General features: G+C 66.2%; 14 protein-coding genes. 7 read left to right on the plus strand and 7 right to left on the minus strand.

The genetic code is table 11. The annotated features are described in order from the left end of the window. Positions 1-64 precede the first annotated feature (64 nt). From ACFVTM_RS12930 to ACFVTM_RS12945, 4 genes are read left to right on the plus strand one after another with little or no spacing between them, the layout of a single operon-like run. A complete protein-coding gene (locus ACFVTM_RS12930) occupies positions 65-1,189 on the plus strand; it encodes an FAD-dependent oxidoreductase (protein ID WP_390203869.1) in 1,125 nt (374 codons plus the stop codon). Next, complete coding sequence (locus ACFVTM_RS12935) at positions 1,186-2,265, plus strand: amidohydrolase family protein (RefSeq protein ID WP_390203870.1); 1,080 nt, start codon at positions 1,186-1,188, stop codon at positions 2,263-2,265. The genes ACFVTM_RS12930 and ACFVTM_RS12935 overlap by 4 nt, the downstream gene beginning before the upstream one ends. 12 nt (positions 2,266-2,277) lie before the next feature. Next, positions 2,278-3,276: a fumarylacetoacetate hydrolase family protein gene (locus tag ACFVTM_RS12940; RefSeq protein WP_390203871.1), complete on the plus strand. Its 999-nt coding sequence runs from the start codon at positions 2,278-2,280 to the stop codon at positions 3,274-3,276. Between the two features lies 1 nt (position 3,277). Continuing rightward, complete coding sequence (locus ACFVTM_RS12945; protein WP_390203872.1) at positions 3,278-4,054, plus strand: SDR family NAD(P)-dependent oxidoreductase; 777 nt, start codon at positions 3,278-3,280, stop codon at positions 4,052-4,054. 94 nt (positions 4,055-4,148) lie between these two features. Here the strand turns inward: ACFVTM_RS12945 and ACFVTM_RS12950 are convergent, their stop codons facing one another. From ACFVTM_RS12950 to ACFVTM_RS12975, 6 genes are all read right to left on the minus strand, one after another. Beyond that, positions 4,149-4,931, minus strand: coding sequence for an SDR family NAD(P)-dependent oxidoreductase (locus ACFVTM_RS12950; protein ID WP_390203873.1), 783 nt, complete (start codon positions 4,929-4,931; stop codon positions 4,149-4,151). Positions 4,932-5,003: 72 nt separating this feature from the next. Further along, a complete protein-coding gene (locus ACFVTM_RS12955) occupies positions 5,004-5,966 on the minus strand; it encodes a LysR family transcriptional regulator (protein WP_390203904.1) in 963 nt (320 codons plus the stop codon). A gap of 9 nt (positions 5,967-5,975) precedes the next feature. Continuing rightward, positions 5,976-7,553, minus strand: coding sequence for a GMC oxidoreductase (locus ACFVTM_RS12960; RefSeq protein ID WP_390203874.1), 1,578 nt, complete (start codon positions 7,551-7,553; stop codon positions 5,976-5,978). Between the two features lie 19 nt (positions 7,554-7,572). Next, on the minus strand, positions 7,573-9,066 hold the full coding sequence (locus tag ACFVTM_RS12965) for an MFS transporter (protein WP_390203875.1): 1,494 nt from the start codon (positions 9,064-9,066) through the stop codon (positions 7,573-7,575). A gap of 174 nt (positions 9,067-9,240) precedes the next feature. After that, positions 9,241-10,038, minus strand: a complete 798-nt coding sequence (locus tag ACFVTM_RS12970) for a hypothetical protein (RefSeq protein ID WP_390203876.1) — start codon at positions 10,036-10,038, stop codon at positions 9,241-9,243. Further along, positions 10,035-11,075 carry a Gfo/Idh/MocA family protein gene (locus tag ACFVTM_RS12975; protein WP_390203877.1) on the minus strand — a complete coding sequence of 347 codons (1,041 nt, stop codon included), beginning with the start codon at positions 11,073-11,075 and terminating at the stop codon, positions 10,035-10,037. Before ACFVTM_RS12975 ends, ACFVTM_RS12970 begins: the two co-directional genes overlap by 4 nt. Positions 11,076-11,181: 106 nt before the next feature. Between ACFVTM_RS12975 and ACFVTM_RS12980 the strand changes: the two genes are divergently transcribed. Both ACFVTM_RS12980 and ACFVTM_RS12985 read left to right on the plus strand, forming a co-directional pair. Then, on the plus strand, positions 11,182-12,444 hold the full coding sequence (locus ACFVTM_RS12980) for an ROK family protein (RefSeq protein WP_390203878.1): 1,263 nt from the start codon (positions 11,182-11,184) through the stop codon (positions 12,442-12,444). A 97-nt stretch (positions 12,445-12,541) separates the two neighbouring features. Next, complete coding sequence (locus ACFVTM_RS12985) at positions 12,542-13,414, plus strand: ThuA domain-containing protein (protein ID WP_390203879.1); 873 nt, start codon at positions 12,542-12,544, stop codon at positions 13,412-13,414. A gap of 28 nt (positions 13,415-13,442) precedes the next feature. On the opposite strand, the gene ACFVTM_RS12990 is transcribed toward ACFVTM_RS12985, so the two are convergent. Further along, positions 13,443-13,859, minus strand: a complete 417-nt coding sequence (locus tag ACFVTM_RS12990) for a hypothetical protein (protein ID WP_390203880.1) — start codon at positions 13,857-13,859, stop codon at positions 13,443-13,445. Positions 13,860-13,927: 68 nt separating this feature from the next. On the opposite strand from ACFVTM_RS12990, the gene ACFVTM_RS12995 reads away from it, so the two are divergent. Then, complete coding sequence (locus ACFVTM_RS12995) at positions 13,928-14,941, plus strand: restriction endonuclease subunit R (protein ID WP_390203881.1); 1,014 nt, start codon at positions 13,928-13,930, stop codon at positions 14,939-14,941. Positions 14,942-14,996: the final 55 nt, after the last annotated feature.

Raw genomic sequence — 14,996 nt, forward strand, 5'->3', positions numbered from 1 at the left:
CTTTCAGTAGAACAAACAGCTCAACCAGCAAAGAAGCAACGCCGTCAACACAAAGGAGTCAGCGATGGCAGCAGTACAGAACGTCGGAATCGTCGGGGCGGGAGCCGCGGGACTGACCGCCGCCATCCTGCTTGCCGACGCCGGGATCCGGGTCGAAATCCTGGAGAAGGCGGAAGCCCCGCAGACGCTTGGCTCCGGAATCACGTTGCAGGGGAACGCCCTGCGGGTGCTCCGCCAGCTCGGCGTCTGGGAGCAAATCGAGGCGAAAGGCTACGCGTTCAGCACCCTCGGGCTGCGCGCCCCCGACCCCGCCGGCACCGTCATCGCCGTGTTGGATGACATGCGCACCGGCGGCGAGGACCTGCCCGCCACCCTGGGCATGTACCGCCCCGACCTCACCGCCATCCTCCGCGACCGTGCCGAGCAGGCAGGCGCGCGCATCAGCTACGGCAGGACGGTCACCGGAATAGCGGACGACGGCGGTTCCGTCACCGTGAGCACCGCCGACGGCCTCAGCGCCACCTACGACCTCCTGATCGGCGCCGACGGCCTGCACTCAGCTGTCCGCAAGGCCATCGGCATCGATGTTGAGCCCCAGTCCACGGGCATGGGCATCTGGCGCGCGTTTGTGGAGCGGCCGGAGGATGTGGTCCGCACGGATCTGACCTACGGTGGCCCCTGCTTCATCGCCGGCTACTGCCCCACCGGACCGGACACAATCTATGCCTACCTGGTGGAAAAGGCCCAGGAACGCAAGCACGAGGACGGCCCCCGCATTATGACCGAACTCGCCGCAGCCTACGGCGGCCCCTGGAACGAGATCCGCGCCAACCTGGACCAGAGTGCCCGCATCAACTACACGTGGTTCACCACTCACCTGGTGGACGGGCCGTGGAACCGCGGCCGCACCGTCATCATCGGCGACGCCGCCCACAGCTGCCCGCCAACCATTGCCCAAGGCGCCGCCATGGCAATGGAAGACGCAGCCGTCCTGGCCGAGCTCCTGGTCAACGCCGACGACGTTACCGAGACACTCTGGAAAGAGTTCACCGAACGCCGCCTGGACCGGGCAAAAACCGTGGTCGATGCCTCCGTCCAGCTGGGCCAGTGGATGCTCGACGGCGTCCGGGACGCCAACGTGCCGGGCCTCATGCATTCGGTCTCCAGCCTGGTTAGCGAGCCCGCATGAGCACCCGCGCCGTTGAAGGACAAAACCCGGTCGTGGACGTCCACGCCCACATCCTGTTGCCGGCCCTGCAGCAGCTCGTGGCCGAGGCTGATCCGCGCGGCTTCGCCGCCCAGCAGGCTTTGGAAGTGCGGCGTAACGGGCCGGAATCCATGGCAGCGTCGGGCCAGATGATCAAGGAGCGCTGGCCGCAGCTGACGGACCTGGACCGCCGGCTCGCGGACATGGACACCCAGGGCGTGGACGTGCAGCTGGTCTCGCCGTCGCCGTCGCATTTCTATTACTTCGCCGGCGAGGAGCTGGACCTGCAGCTGGCCAAGGCCGCCAACCAGGCGGTGCGGGAGTTCGTGGACCGCGCGCCCGAGCGGTTCAACGGCCTCGGCCTGGTCCCGCTCCAGCACCCCGGACTGATGGTGGAAGCCCTGGAGCACGCTGTGTTGGAGTGCGGGCTGCTCGGTGTGGAGATCGGCTCGTTCGCCGCTACCCCCGGGGACCCTGACCGCAGCACCGTTGAGCTGTCCGACCCCAGGCTGGCCCCGTTCTGGAGCCGGGCTGAGGAGTTGGGTGCCCTGGTGTTCCTGCATCCGTTCGGCTGCTCGTTGGATGAGAGGCTGGACCGCTTCTACCTCGCCAACACAGTCTCCCAGCCAGCCGAAAATGCTGTGGCACTGTCCCACCTGATCTTCAGCGGGGTCCTGGACCGCCACCCGGGCCTCAGGGTCCTGGCCGCGCACGGCGGCGGCTACCTTCCCACCACCCTAGGCCGGTCCGACCACGCCTGGCGGGTCCGGCCGGAGGCACACGGCTGCGCCCAACCGCCGTCGTCCTATCTGACGAAGCTGTACTTCGATTCGCTGGTCCACAACCCGGCTGAACTGCGGGCCCTGGTGGCCGCCGCGGGCCCGGATCAGGTGCTGCTCGGCTCGGACTACCCGTTCGACATGGGTTCCGACCGACCCGTGGCAGAGGTAACCGAGGCACTGCTTCCCGCGGAGGACGAGGCCAGGGTGCTGGCCGGCAACGCCGCTGCTCTGGGCATCACGCCAGCTTCAGCCCTCACCGCCCGCCGTACAGCCTAAGGAAGAAATTTCATGGTAAAGATTGCACGCTGGAACCACGACGGCGGGACGCAGTCCGGCTTCGTTGACGGCGGAACCTGCTTCGCCCTGCCCGCGGGCCAGGGCGTCCAGGCCCTGTTGGACGCCGGACTGGAAGAAACGCTGCGTCGTGCCCGGCAGACCATCGGCTCTGGGCCGGCCGTTCCGCTGGCCGACGTGCAGCTGCTCGCCCCGCTGGTGCCCGCCACCATCAGGGACTTTGTGGCCTTCGAGGAACACGTCGAAGGCGTGCGGAAAAGCATCGACGGCGTGGCCGGAGTGGTGCCCGAATGGTACGAGGCGCCCACCTTCTACTTCACGAACCCCCATACGGTGACCGGCACGGGCGAGGTGATTGGCATTCCGGCGGGCTGCGAGGACCTGGACTTTGAAACGGAAGTCGCCGCCGTCGTCGGGCGCGTCTCCGGAAGCGACGGCCGGAACCTGACTGCAGCGGAGGCGCACAGTCACATTTTCGGCTATACCGTGCTCAACGACTGGTCGGCGCGCGACTTGCAGCGCCGGGAGATGAAAGTCAGCCTGGGGCCGTGTAAGGGCAAGGACTTCGCCAACACCCTGGGGCCCTGGATTGTCACCGCAGATGAGTTCGAGGACCTGCACGACGCCGAGGGTTTCCTGCCGATCTCCATGGCCGTGGAAGTCAACGGCGAAGCCGTCGGCCAGGACCTGCTGTCCAATATGGGCTGGCCCTTCGCCGAGCTGGTGGCCTACGCGTCGCAGGATTCCGTGGTGCGTCCCGGCGATGTGCTGGGCTCCGGCACGTGCGGCAGCGGTTGCCTCGCCGAGCTCTGGGGGCGGAACGGCTCAAAGACTCCCCCGCCGCTGAAAACCGGCGACGTGGTCCGCATGAGCGTGGAAGGCATCGGCAGCATCGAGAACACGGTAGGTGAAAGCCGCAGCGCCGGGACCCGTGTGCGCGCCCGGCAGCGTCCGCGCAACCGGGTTGCCTCCGCTGTTCCTTCCGGGACTTAGGGTGGTCTCCCTTCAGCTCGATGGCCGGACCGTGGCGGTCACCGGCGCGGGCCAGGGCCAGGGCGCTGCCGAGGCGCGCATGCTGGTGGAGTCCGGGGCCCGTGTCATCGCCACGGACCTCGCCGTGGACATGCCGCCTGGGCTGGCCCTCGTGTCGTCGCCGTCGGCCGGTGCGCTTGTATACCGGCAGCTGGACGTCAGCGATGCCTCCGGCTGGTCCGGTCTCGCTCAATGGATCCAGTCCCAAGGGTGGCAGGTGGACGGGCTGGTCAACAATGCGGGCATCACCCAGCGGAGCCGGTTGCTGGATGCTTCTGTGGCTGACCTTCAGCGCGTCTATGAAGTCAACGTCGCAGGAAGCCTGCTGGGGATCCAGGCGCTCTCACCCCTGCTGGGCAGTGGCGCATCCATTGTCAATGTCGGTTCCGTCGCAGGACTGACCGCGCACTATCCGGTGGCCTACACCGCCAGCAAGTGGGCGTTGCGGGGCCTCTCCCAGGTGGCTGCCATGGAACTCGGCCCGCGTGGGATCCGCGTTAATACCGTCCACCCGGGCTTCATCGAAACACCCATGACGGCGAGCGCCAAGCCCGAGTTCAGGCGGGCAACCATGGCCGAGACCTCGCTGGGGCGCACTGGAAGAGTGGAGGAGGTGGCAGGCGTCGTGTTGTTCCTCCTCAGCCCGCTCTCTTCGTTTGTGACCGGTGCCGAGATCCCGGTGGACGGCGGCCAGTCAGGCCACGGCGGAGCAAAGTCTGTCTCGGAGGCGATGCGCTGACCGCCCACCGATCCCCCAAGTAGCTCGCAGTTAAGGCCGTCATGAGCGCTCATCACGGCCCCTGCTGCTAGCTAGTTGGGGTGGTGCACCCTCATTAGCCCGGCAGCACGGCCGACCAGCCGCCGTCGACCATCAGGTTGGCGCCCGTCACGTATGACGCTTCGTCGGAGGCTAGGAACAGCGCGCATTTGGCCACTTCTTCCGGCGTGCCGATCCGGCCCAGCGGGATGCTGCCGGCGATGGACCGCATGGGGTGATCTTCGGCCAGGAGGTTGCCCTCGGTGGCTGCGGTGCGGATCATTCCGGGGCTGACAGTATTGACGCGCAGTCCGTGCGGAGCTCCTTCGGCCGCGAGCTGCCTGGTCATGGCCACCACGGCTCCCTTCGTGGCGGTGTGGGCCAGCCGGCCGTTGGTCATGGAACCGGTAACTCCTGCCGTGGACCCCACCAGCACGATGGCGGCGTTCTCCGCCCGGATCAGTTGGGGCCAGAAGTATTTGACCGGCAGGAACACCACATCCATCTCGTGTTCCACATTCCACTTCCAGTCGGCAAACGTGAGCTGATCCACCGGGGCGAAGCGGGTGACCGCCGCGTTGGCATACAGGATGTGGACCTGGCCGTGGTTTGCGGCTACGTCCCGCGCCCATGCCGCCACAGCGGCCTCGTCCGTGAGGTCAACCCGGCTGCTGCTCATCCGGCCCCCGGCTGCTGTGACCTGGCGGACGGTGGCCGCGGCGCCGTCGTCGTCCATGTCGCAGCCGATTACTAAGGCCCCTGCTTCCGCGAAGGCGAGCGCCGCCGCCCTGCCCTGGCCGCTGGCCGTTCCGGTGATGACGGCGGTTTTTCCGGCCAGGCGCTGACTGGATACGGGCATAGGGGATCCTTCCGAAAGTGTATTTCTTCGACTTTCGCAGGGATGGTCCGGACGGGGAATGGCGTTTTGGTTCTAGGTGGTATCTGCAGGACGGATAGTCACCGGGTGGGAGGTGACGGGGAAGAGTTCGTGCAGCCGTGAACAGGCCCGCTGGACCACGGAGCGCAGCCAGACGCTGGCGGGGTCCTCCGCCTGGGACGGGTGCCAGTACATCGCTTCCACGAGGGACGCTTCAGCGCCTTCGGAGAATTCCAGCACAACGATATCCGCGCCGCGCTGGGCCCGTGCTGCCAGCATCCCCGGGACCAGCGCCACGAGGTCTGTGCCTTCCACCAGGAGTGGCAGGGAAAGGAATCCGGCCACTACGGCAACCACGCGGCGCTGAATGCCCCGCGACTCGAACAGCTTGTCCGCCGGGGTGCTGATGCCCTCGCCGAAATAGCCGACGGCGTGCGGAACGGCGGCCAAGACCTCGAGAGTGAGCCGGGGTTGCTGGAGCAGGGGATTTCCCGTGTCAGCCACTGCCACGAAGCTGTCCCGGAAGAGCTGCTTGCTGGCTCCCTGCATGTGGTACCCCGTAGGCCCGACGAGCAGGTCGATTTTCGAGTAGTCAGCCATCTGGCCTTGGATCCCGGACTTGGAGGTGGGAACGAAATCCACTGATACGCCAGGGGCCTCCTCGCGCAGGATCCCCCGCAGCGGGCCCACAATCAGCGCCGCCGCGTAGTCCGAGGCTGCGATGACGAATTCCCGCTCGCTCGTGGCCGCGTCAAAGCCAGACCGTACACGCGTGGCCCGCTGGACGTGAAGCATTGCTTCATCAACCAGCGGGACCAGGGACTGCGCGAAGGGCGTGAGGTCGTACGTGCGGCCGTTCCGGACCAGGAGTTCGTCGTCGAAATGGCGCCGGAGCCTGGCCATTGCTGCGCTGGTGGCGGGCTGGCTGAGCTGGAGCCTTTCAGCCGCCCGGGAAACGTTCCGCAGCTCCAGCAGGACCTGAAGTTGGGGCAACAGGTTCAGGTCCAGGTTCTTCATACCCATAGGTTATCCGTGCCGCGAGCCAAGCCCTTCAGCAACCTTCCGGGCGCCGCGCACGGCGATGGCCACGCTCATCAGCGTGGGATTCATGGCCGTTGCGGTCGGAATGAGCGCGTTTCCGCCCACCACCAGGTTGTCGTAGCCCCACACGCGTGACCATGGATCCGCCACCGAGGTGCCGTCGTCGGTTTCACCCATGCGCATGGTGCCCTGGTAGTGCAGGCTCGAGCCGTTCGGCATGAGGCGCGGCTCGGCAACGAAGGCGCCAAGGGCCTTGCCGGCACGCCGCAGCCGCTCAGTGGCCTCGGCGATTTCCGCATCTTCCCGTTCAGTGAGCGCGTACTCGATGCTCATGTTCGGGAATCCGCGGTAGTCCGGTTCGTTATCGTCGAATGTGACGGCGTCCTCGTAGCGCGGGTGCTTGCGCATCCCGTAGCCCATGTTGACGTAGCCCCAGCGGTTCTCGGAGTACGGGGTTCCCGGCTCCATCGGGAACGGAGTCGATTCGGAATACATCACCTGGACCGAGAAGGGGTGCTCCGGCTCAGAGAACGGGATGCGGTTCACCGCCGCAACAGGGTCTGCCGGGTTCAGTGCGCGCCGGGCCAGTTCGGCGTCGAGGTCTTCCTCCGTGGCGAAGCGGCGCATCTTTTCGGCGTCCAGCGCCACGGTGGAAATGACCACGGGATGCTCGGTGAGGTAGTGGCCGAGCGCTTGCGGTCGAACCCCCGACGCCCACAGGAGCTGCGGGGAGCGGAAGGCATCCCCGGCCACCACAACGAAGTCCGCGGCCACAAATGAGGTCTCTCCCGTGCGCAAGTCCTGGACGGACACCCCGGTAACCCGGCGTCCGTCCAGCTCCACGCGGCGGACCAGGGTGAGGTCGCGGAGTTCGAACTGCTTGGAGAGCGGGCCGTCCTGGTCGAGGAGCGGGCCGAGGACGACGTCGGCGCCCGCCCAGCGCATGGAGCCGTCCGGTTGCGGGTCGCCGGCAACCGGAAGGGTGCCGACGCCGTATCCTTCCGGCAGTTCCGCGCCGAATTCATCGTCCAGGAGGGACCTGACGGCTTCACCGACGGTGGAGTCGGCGAACGCGGCGCTGTGGACGTGCAGCAGCTCCTTTGCCTGGCCGATCAGCTCATCCCACTCCTCGTTGGCGATGAACGGAACCTTCTCGCTGAAGGCCGGCGACGGCGTGGCGCAGGTCCAGTGCGCACCTTGGCCGCCGACGTTGGTGGCCGCAGCCGCTGCGGGAAAAGATGAGGCGTGGGCGGAGCCGGCTCCGCCGAAATCGAGCAGATGGGTGCCCTGGCGGGCGGTGAACATACCCTCGGTGACAGTCGCTGCAGGAATTCCGAGGGATTCGCGGTAGTCGCCTGCCTGCGGTCCCTGCGACATTTCCCGTGCGCGGGCCTTTTCGGCGGGATCGGCGATGTTCCGGACGCTCTCGCCCGGAACATCGGTCAGCTGCGGCCCGGCCTCGAACATGATCACCCGGGCACTTGGGACTTGTTCCAGGAGCACCCGCGCATAGGTGGAACCGATGGGCCCGCTGCCGACGATGGCAATAGTGGGATTGGACATGATGTCTCCTTCGAATAGATCAGGCCGAAAGGGTTTCGGAAGCTTTTTGGGCGGGAACCGGCTCGTCGGAAAGTCGGCCGTGCGGGAGCAGGACCGCTGCGACTATGCCCACGGCGTAGGTGGCCGCCAGGGCGAGGAAGATGGGTGTGAAGACAGCGCCATAGATCTGGGCGATGGTGGCCTGGACGGCCGGGGCCGCCCCGTGGACCAGGTGCGGTGTAAGCGTGGAAGCGTCAAGACCTGCCGGCAGAAGGGCCGGCACACCGAAGCCGATCACCCCGCCGATTATCGCGGTCGCGACGGTTGATCCCACCTGCCGCACCAGGTTGACGGTCGCCGTGATGGCTCCGGTCTGGCTGGCGGGAGCGGCGCCCTGGACCACGGCGACGATCAGGCTCATGAACGCGCCGGTGCCCATACCAACCACGCCCATAACGATCATGGGAACCCACAGCGGAAGCCCGGCAGGCAGCAAGGCCATCACAGAAAGTCCGCCCGCTCCCAGAGAGGTTCCCACGATGGGGAAGATGCGGTATCGCCCGGTCCGGGTGGCCAGCCATCCAGTGAGCAGGTTGCTGATTAGCATGCCGAACACTGTTGCGATGGGGACGAACCCGGACACCGTGGCGGTGGTCTGGTAGGCCATCTGGAAGTACGTCGGCAGGTAGGCCGTGATGGAGAAAAGCCCGACGCCGATGATCGCCGACAATGCAGTGCCTGCCGCAATGGTCCGGTTGGCGAAGAAGCGGAACGGCACGATGGGTTCGGGAGCCCGCCGCTCAACAAAGAAGAAGGCGACAAAGCCCAGGACGCTCACTGCGAGCGCCGCCGCGGTGCCAGTGCCGGCGCTCCGTTCAGCAGCCCACGTGACGGCGAGCACGAGAGCCACCAGGGCAGCGGTGAAGACAGCCGCCCCGGCGACGTCGAAGTGGCGCGGCATGGGTCCCGGTTCCAGGTGCGGAACAGCGACCAACGCAAGGCCCAGGGCCGCTGCGCCGACCGGAATATTGATCCAGAAGACCCACGACCAACCCCAGGTATCGGTGATGGCGCCACCGAGCACGGGGCCAACGAGGATCGCGATAGGGAAAGCTGCACCAATGATGGCCAGGTAGCGCGGCCGTTCCCGCTGCGTGGTGACCCGGGCAATGATGGTCTGGGACATCAGCTGCAGGCCGGCGGAACTCATCCCCTGCAGGACACGCGCCGCGATGAGCCATGCCATGTCCTGAGCGAAACCGCAGGCCAGGGAGGCAGCCAGGAACATGACCAGCGAACCAAGGAAGATCCGCCGCGCTCCCAGCACATCACCGAGTTTGCCGAGCACGGGCAGCAGCACAGTGCTGGCGAGGGTGTACCCCACAACAACCCAGCTCATCAGGTTCAGTGCGCCCAGCTCGCCGGCGATGGTGGCCAGGGACGTGGACACCACAGTATGGTCCAGGGCTCCGAGGAAAGAGACCGTGAGGAGGGAAATAACAAGGAGACGGAGTCTCAAAGGCGAAAGTGGCATAGTGATCTACCCGAACGATCGGGCCGTCGACGCGACGTGTTGTGCCTCCGGCGCACCATCACGACGGAGAGCGGGTCCGAAAGGAACCCCGGCGCCGTCACCCACAATACCTCACTTTAGTCTAAAAGCAACAAAAGAATGCCGGAATTAGACCTGTTCCCTGCGGTTTCCTTTTCACGTGCCGCGCAGAGCCCACGTGAGGGCAGTGTCCTCGAGCAGGTCTTCCAGATCCGTGACGGGCTGGCCCGACGAACAGGCGTCAAGAGCCCGGCGGAGCGCCAGGCGGGCTGATGATTCAAAGCGCTCCGGGGCCCTCAATCTCCCGTCCTCGGTGGAGGTCTCCAGGCGCGTCAGCCCGGCAGGCTGGTCCACGGTTACTTCCGTCCTCACCTCGCCGAGGGCCAACAGCTGGAGCAGGCCTCCGGGATGAATGCCTCCGGCCGCTGCCCCCGCAAGGGTGGCGGGAATTGATCCGCCGGCGGGCCCGGCTGAGTCCAGGAGTGCGATCCTGCCTTGGGCCGCGGCAGTGCCCGACCGAAGCGTCAACGATCCCTGGACCAGGAACCGCGCCCAGCCGAGGCCGTCGCGGACTACCGCATCAAGGCCGGCCGCAGGGGCAGCACACTCCACGGTGACGATCCGGGCCGGACTGCCTCGTCTGGCCCGGACCGCATCAGCAACCACGTCGGGGCGCAGACGGGGCCGCTCAACGATGACCGGGAGGTCAGCCGGCCAGGGGTGTGATTCAAGCGCTTCCCGCGGAAGCATTTCCGGGTCCGCAATCACCACAGCTGCTGCTCCGCCCGCCCGGGCCGCGAGCATGCCCTGCCACCAATCGCCGGCTCCGGGCACTATCGCCACCGCGCCACTGAGGTCATTCCCCAGTGCAGCACTGAGCGGCAGTTCGGCAACAGCGGCAAGGTAGGAAGGCAGCGCAGTGAATACGCCGCACCCTCGGTCCGCGTGACTCATTGGGACGCTCCTTCAAGGACTTTCGCGGCGGCAGCGTCGGCGAGGTCGATTGCATACTGTGCGTCGGCCAGCAGTTCGTCGTACTCCACCGGGGCCACACCCTCCAGGATCGAAGCAAGTAGACGCCACTCCGCCACATAGCCGTCATCCGGATCCCGCCGGTACTCCGTCCACTGCCCGTCCACGCTTCGCACGCGGATGGCGGCGCTTCCGGCATGGACGAAGGCGGGCGGGAAGTTGACCTCGATACGGTCATGGGGGGTGGCTACGCTCATCCGCCAGAGCGCATCCGGCCCCTGCGGAAGCATGGTGAGCGCCAACTGGACCAGGATCCCGCTTGCCCGGTATCCCACCAGGTAGCCGATCGGCGGTGCGACTCTTGCGTAGACCACTTCTTCGAGGTCGGGCGCAATGTCCCTGATGGCGGGAAGATCATGGATCGCGAGACCCGTCATCAGCTGCCTCAGGACGTCGGCCGCCACCGCGGGATCGTTCAGCTCAGGACGTCCCCGCCGCCCCGGCTGAAAAGGGCCTCCTTCTGCGACCAGGCGGTGATACCTGTCGTTCGGCGGGAGCGCCAGCGTCACGGAGATCGTCTGCACGCGGCCCTGGAGGGCGACAAGATGATGCTTTGCGCGCCCCCATGCCGCATCAAACAAGTGGTTGGTTCCCACCAGGAGGCTGACGCCCGCGGCCCGGCATGCGGCAATGACCTCTTCGGCTTCTTCCCTGCTGGTGGCCAGCGGTTTTTCGCAGAAGATTGCCCGCTTGCCCGCGGCAACTGCCGCCAGGATCTGGCGGCCATGTTCACCGGGCGGGCTGCACACGGCCACCACGTCCACCTCCACGTCCGCGAGCAGTTCCGCCTCCCCCTCCGACCAGCTGGCACCAAGTTGCCCAGCCAGAGCCTGGGCGCGACCGCTTCCGGCATCGGCGACGTGCACCACCCTGAACAGCTCCGCCAGCCGTCCCAGCACCGGAAGGTGAAGAGCCGCAACACCCGGCCCGGCTCCAAGAACACCTACGTTCCAAGGCATCGCCGCCTCCCTTCTTATGTTCTTATTATTCATAAGTTGGGAAAGTTTTAGCTATAGTCACATCAGGCCGCACCTTAGTCGGCTCCAATGTGTGAGAATTGTTGCCATGAGCACAGACTCCACCCTCCGCTTTGGAGCACAGACGGATGAAGTGACGAGCCTCTTGCGGATCGTCAACCTGGTGCGCACGGGCGAGGCCACAACGCGCCCTGAAATCGGCAAGGTCACCGGCCTGGGTAGAGGCGTTGTTAGTCAGCGCGTGGATCAGGCCATCCAGATGGGCTTCCTCGGCGATGGTGAGTTCGGGGCCTCGTCCGGGGGCCGCGCCCCCCGGACGCTGCGTTTCCGCGCGGAACAAGGGCGGATCGTGATCTGCGCCCTCGGAGCGGCTCACATGAGGGTTGGCATAGCGGCCCTCGACGGCGACATCCTGGAACACACGCACCGCACCTGGGATATTGCGCAGGGTCCGGAGAAGACCATCGACGTGGCGATGTCCCTGGTTGAGGACATCCTAAAGAGAGACGCCAAGGTGCCCGTATGGGGCGTGGTGGTGGGGCTTCCCGGCCCGGTGGACTTCGCCTCGGGGCAGCCGGTGGCGCCGCCGATCATGCCGGGGTGGAGCGGTTACGATGTCCGCACGCCGTTCGAGGAACGGTTCAATGCACCCGTATGGGTAGATAACGACTCCAATCTGCTTGCCCTCGGCGAACGCGCCCGGCGGCGCGACTCCCTGGCGGACCTCATCTACTGCAAGATCGGCTCAGGCGTTGGAGCGGGCCTGCTGTCCAAGGGCAGGATTCACCGGGGTGCCAACGGGGCCGCCGGCGACATCGGACACGTCCGGGTTTCCGACTCCAACGCACAGTGTCGCTGCGGCAAGATCGGTTGCCTGGAAGCGGTTGCGGGCGGCTGGGCCCTCGTCCGGGATGCCGAACAGGCCATCAAGGAAGGTGCCAGCAGCTCTCTGGCCCCGAAGTCAAAAAAGGGAGCGCTGACCCTCGAGGACATCACCCTGGCAGCCCACGACGGGGACGCCCTGGCCATCACCCTCATCCAGAAGTCGGCACGGGTGGCAGGCGAGACCATTTCAGCCCTGGTGAACATGTTCAATCCAGGAGTCATTGTGATCGGCGGCGCCATCGCGTCCGCCGGTGAAGTGTTCCTGGCCGAGGTGCGCCAGCGGGTCTATGAACTGTCGCTGCCGCTCGCCACCCGCGACCTCACCATCACTCTCTCGATAAACGATGAGCGCGAACCGCTGCGCGGCGGGGCTGAATTGGCCCGCGAGCAGTTGTTCGACGTCACGTTTCCCCGCTGGTTCGCAGAAGGCCGGCCGTCCCCGGAACGGGCCGCCGTTCCGGTGTAAGGTTCCGGCATAATTCCCCATCGGAAAACTTCTTCCTGTTTCTGACTTAAGAATGTATCTTCGGATCATAAGTCTCGACACGAAGGAGTGCAGAACCATGTCCGACCTCATCAGGACCCTCATCATCACCGGCATGACGGATGTCCACCACGACTGGCGCAAGACCACCCCCGCCCTCAAGGAGCTCCTTGAGCAAACCGGCCGGTTCGAGGTGCGCGTTACCGAGGAGTTCCGCGGAGCAACGGCAGAAACGCTGGAACCCTACGACCTGGTGGTACTCAACTACTACGGGCGTTCCGACCCCTGGCGCGATGTTGCGGAGGAGCGTTTCGGGCCCGTCGCAGAGCAGGCGCTCTTTGATTTCGTCGCGGGCGGCAAGGGCCTCATCGCCTACCACCCGACGCTCGCCGGCGGCGTGGGCTGGGAGCCCGAGTACGAGCGCCTGCTCGGCGGGGTCATGCGAGAGGGGACCTCCCGGCGGGCGCCGAACAACGATTTCCTGGTGCATACCGCGGAGGCCCACCCCATCACCGCAGGCTGGCCGGCTGAATTCCCGCATTACAACGACGACCTCTACGTGGGCCTCAAGTGGCCGGAGGGCGTCAGGAAGACCGTGCTGCTGAAGGGGTGGGACAACCCCCTGCGCTACACCCAGGTCCCTTCACAGTGGCGCAGCCTGCCGGGGATGGGCGAAGAGCACCCGCTGGCCTGGGCCGTCGAGTATGGCGACGGGCGGTCAGTCTCGATCGGCATCGGCCACAACGCTCAGGCCATGGGACACCCGGCCTTCCGCGCCCTGTTCCCGCGCAGCGCGGAGTGGGCGGCCACCGGCAAAGTCACAATCCCGACGCCCGAAGACCTCGGCGAGGCCGTGGAGGGCGGCGACTGGTGGCCTACCACGCTGGAGCCGATGGTGCGCGGCATGTTCAACGACTGGGTGGCAGCAGGAGAGCCCGCCTCCCAGAAGTAGTGAAATGCCCGGACGTGGCCTGGGCACCTCAGGCCACGTCGCGGGACACGCTGGGCATGGGCTCCTGGTCAGGATCCAGCAGAGCCTCGAGATGGAACGGCAGGACCAGCGGCGAGCCGGGACCTGCCTGCAGGTAGGGCACCAGCAATTGGAAGTTGACGGTCACGGCGCGCATTCCGCCGCGCAGTTCGCGCCGGCCGCCCAGAACCAGCCTGTCCTGCACGAACCACCAGCCGGACTCGGCCGGCAACGAATCGGCCGGCACACTGCGGCTCCCCAGCGCCACCGCCAACTCCCCCGGCGCCAGCGGAATGCCGTCGATCTCAACTTCAAGGCCGGCCACGCTGGATAAGGGCATCGAGCGGATCCAGGGAAGGCCCACGCGAAGCTCAAAGCCTCCGGGCACGGCCGTCAGTGCATCTTCGCGCAGAGCGGTTTGCAACATGGCTCCCATCCTTTATCCTAAAAGTGACATAAGTTTGTCATTAAGAATCATAAATGGGAAGGCAGTCTATGTCCCCCGCAATTCCAAGCAACTGGACCCTCTGCGCCAGCTCCTTCAACTGGGCTCCGGAGATCACGGCCGCCCGGCGAACGGCCCAGGACATCGTCACTGGTATCGCGGATTCCGCGACGAAGATAGTAGAGCTTGAACCGGGACTCCTGTGGCGGTCCTTCCCCGCTCCGGAGGACGACGAGGTGGACGAACTGCGGGATGCCCTGGCCGCAAAAGGAGGCCGCGTCAGCATAGTTGGCGCCAGCCTCGACGACTTCACATCACCAACCGAACGCCGTTCGCTTCAGGAGCGCCTGGACTTTCTGGTCCCCCAACTGCACGCCGCCCGACGGGTGGGCGCCGGCGGGATCCGGCTGCCGATCGGACAGGCCGGCACGGAACTGCTCACGTTGCTGCGGCCGCTGCTGCACGAGCTCGACCTGGTCCTGTATGAAGAGATCCAGGGGCAGCAGATTCCCCGGAACCCCGCCGTGGCGACGGCCCTGGATGCGATAGCGGAGCTTGCGGATGACCACGTGCGGTTGCTCGTGGATATCAGCATGCTGATGCCGGCTCTTCCGGTGAGCTATCTCGAAGAGCTCCGGCGTAGAGGCGTTCCCGCGGACCTTCTCGTGCGGCTGGAGAATGACTGGCGCGATCCGGCCACCCTCGACGCCGTGACGGTCCTGCTCCGCTCCGGGAAGGTTCCGCCGCGCATCCATACCCTCTTCATGAATCTGCTCATCCGGTTCGGCCGCAGCGATGCCGCAGACCTTCGGGGCATCCTCCCCTTGGTGGGTGCCTTCCATCTGAAGTTCTGGGACCTGGACGACGACGGCGGCCGGGTTTCGCAGCCGCTGCGGGATCTTGGCAACCTGCTCGGCAGGAACGGTTTCACAGGCACGCTGACCAGCGAATGGGGCGGCCACGAGTGGCTGCAGGACGATCCAACGGACATGACGCGTAGGCATCTGGCGCTGTCGGAGACCGCCCTCGAGGAAGGGGCACTCATCGCCGGCGTTGCAGTCTGACCTGATGCCGAAGGCCAACACAATAAGAACGGCTGGTCCTGGGGTTCCAGGACCA

The organism is Arthrobacter sp. NPDC058130, from assembly GCF_042884475.1.
Taxonomy (GTDB): domain Bacteria; phylum Actinomycetota; class Actinomycetes; order Actinomycetales; family Micrococcaceae; genus Arthrobacter.

Coding starts and splice junctions, on each gene's coding strand:
- ACFVTM_RS12975 (WP_390203877.1), bottom strand. CDS start 11,075: ATGCCTTGGAACGTAGGTGTTCTTGGAGCCGGGCCGGGTGTTGCGGCT.
- ACFVTM_RS12950 (WP_390203873.1), bottom strand. CDS start 4,931: ATGCCCGTATCCAGTCAGCGCCTGGCCGGAAAAACCGCCGTCATCACC.
- ACFVTM_RS12965 (WP_390203875.1), bottom strand. CDS start 9,066: ATGCCACTTTCGCCTTTGAGACTCCGTCTCCTTGTTATTTCCCTCCTC.
- ACFVTM_RS12930 (WP_390203869.1), top strand. CDS start 65: ATGGCAGCAGTACAGAACGTCGGAATCGTCGGGGCGGGAGCCGCGGGA.
- ACFVTM_RS12985 (WP_390203879.1), top strand. CDS start 12,542: ATGTCCGACCTCATCAGGACCCTCATCATCACCGGCATGACGGATGTC.
- ACFVTM_RS12955 (WP_390203904.1), bottom strand. CDS start 5,966: ATGAAGAACCTGGACCTGAACCTGTTGCCCCAACTTCAGGTCCTGCTG.
- ACFVTM_RS12990 (WP_390203880.1), bottom strand. CDS start 13,859: ATGTTGCAAACCGCTCTGCGCGAAGATGCACTGACGGCCGTGCCCGGA.
- ACFVTM_RS12995 (WP_390203881.1), top strand. CDS start 13,928: ATGTCCCCCGCAATTCCAAGCAACTGGACCCTCTGCGCCAGCTCCTTC.
- ACFVTM_RS12970 (WP_390203876.1), bottom strand. CDS start 10,038: ATGAGTCACGCGGACCGAGGGTGCGGCGTATTCACTGCGCTGCCTTCC.
- ACFVTM_RS12935 (WP_390203870.1), top strand. CDS start 1,186: ATGAGCACCCGCGCCGTTGAAGGACAAAACCCGGTCGTGGACGTCCAC.
- ACFVTM_RS12940 (WP_390203871.1), top strand. CDS start 2,278: ATGGTAAAGATTGCACGCTGGAACCACGACGGCGGGACGCAGTCCGGC.
- ACFVTM_RS12980 (WP_390203878.1), top strand. CDS start 11,182: ATGAGCACAGACTCCACCCTCCGCTTTGGAGCACAGACGGATGAAGTG.
- ACFVTM_RS12960 (WP_390203874.1), bottom strand. CDS start 7,553: ATGTCCAATCCCACTATTGCCATCGTCGGCAGCGGGCCCATCGGTTCC.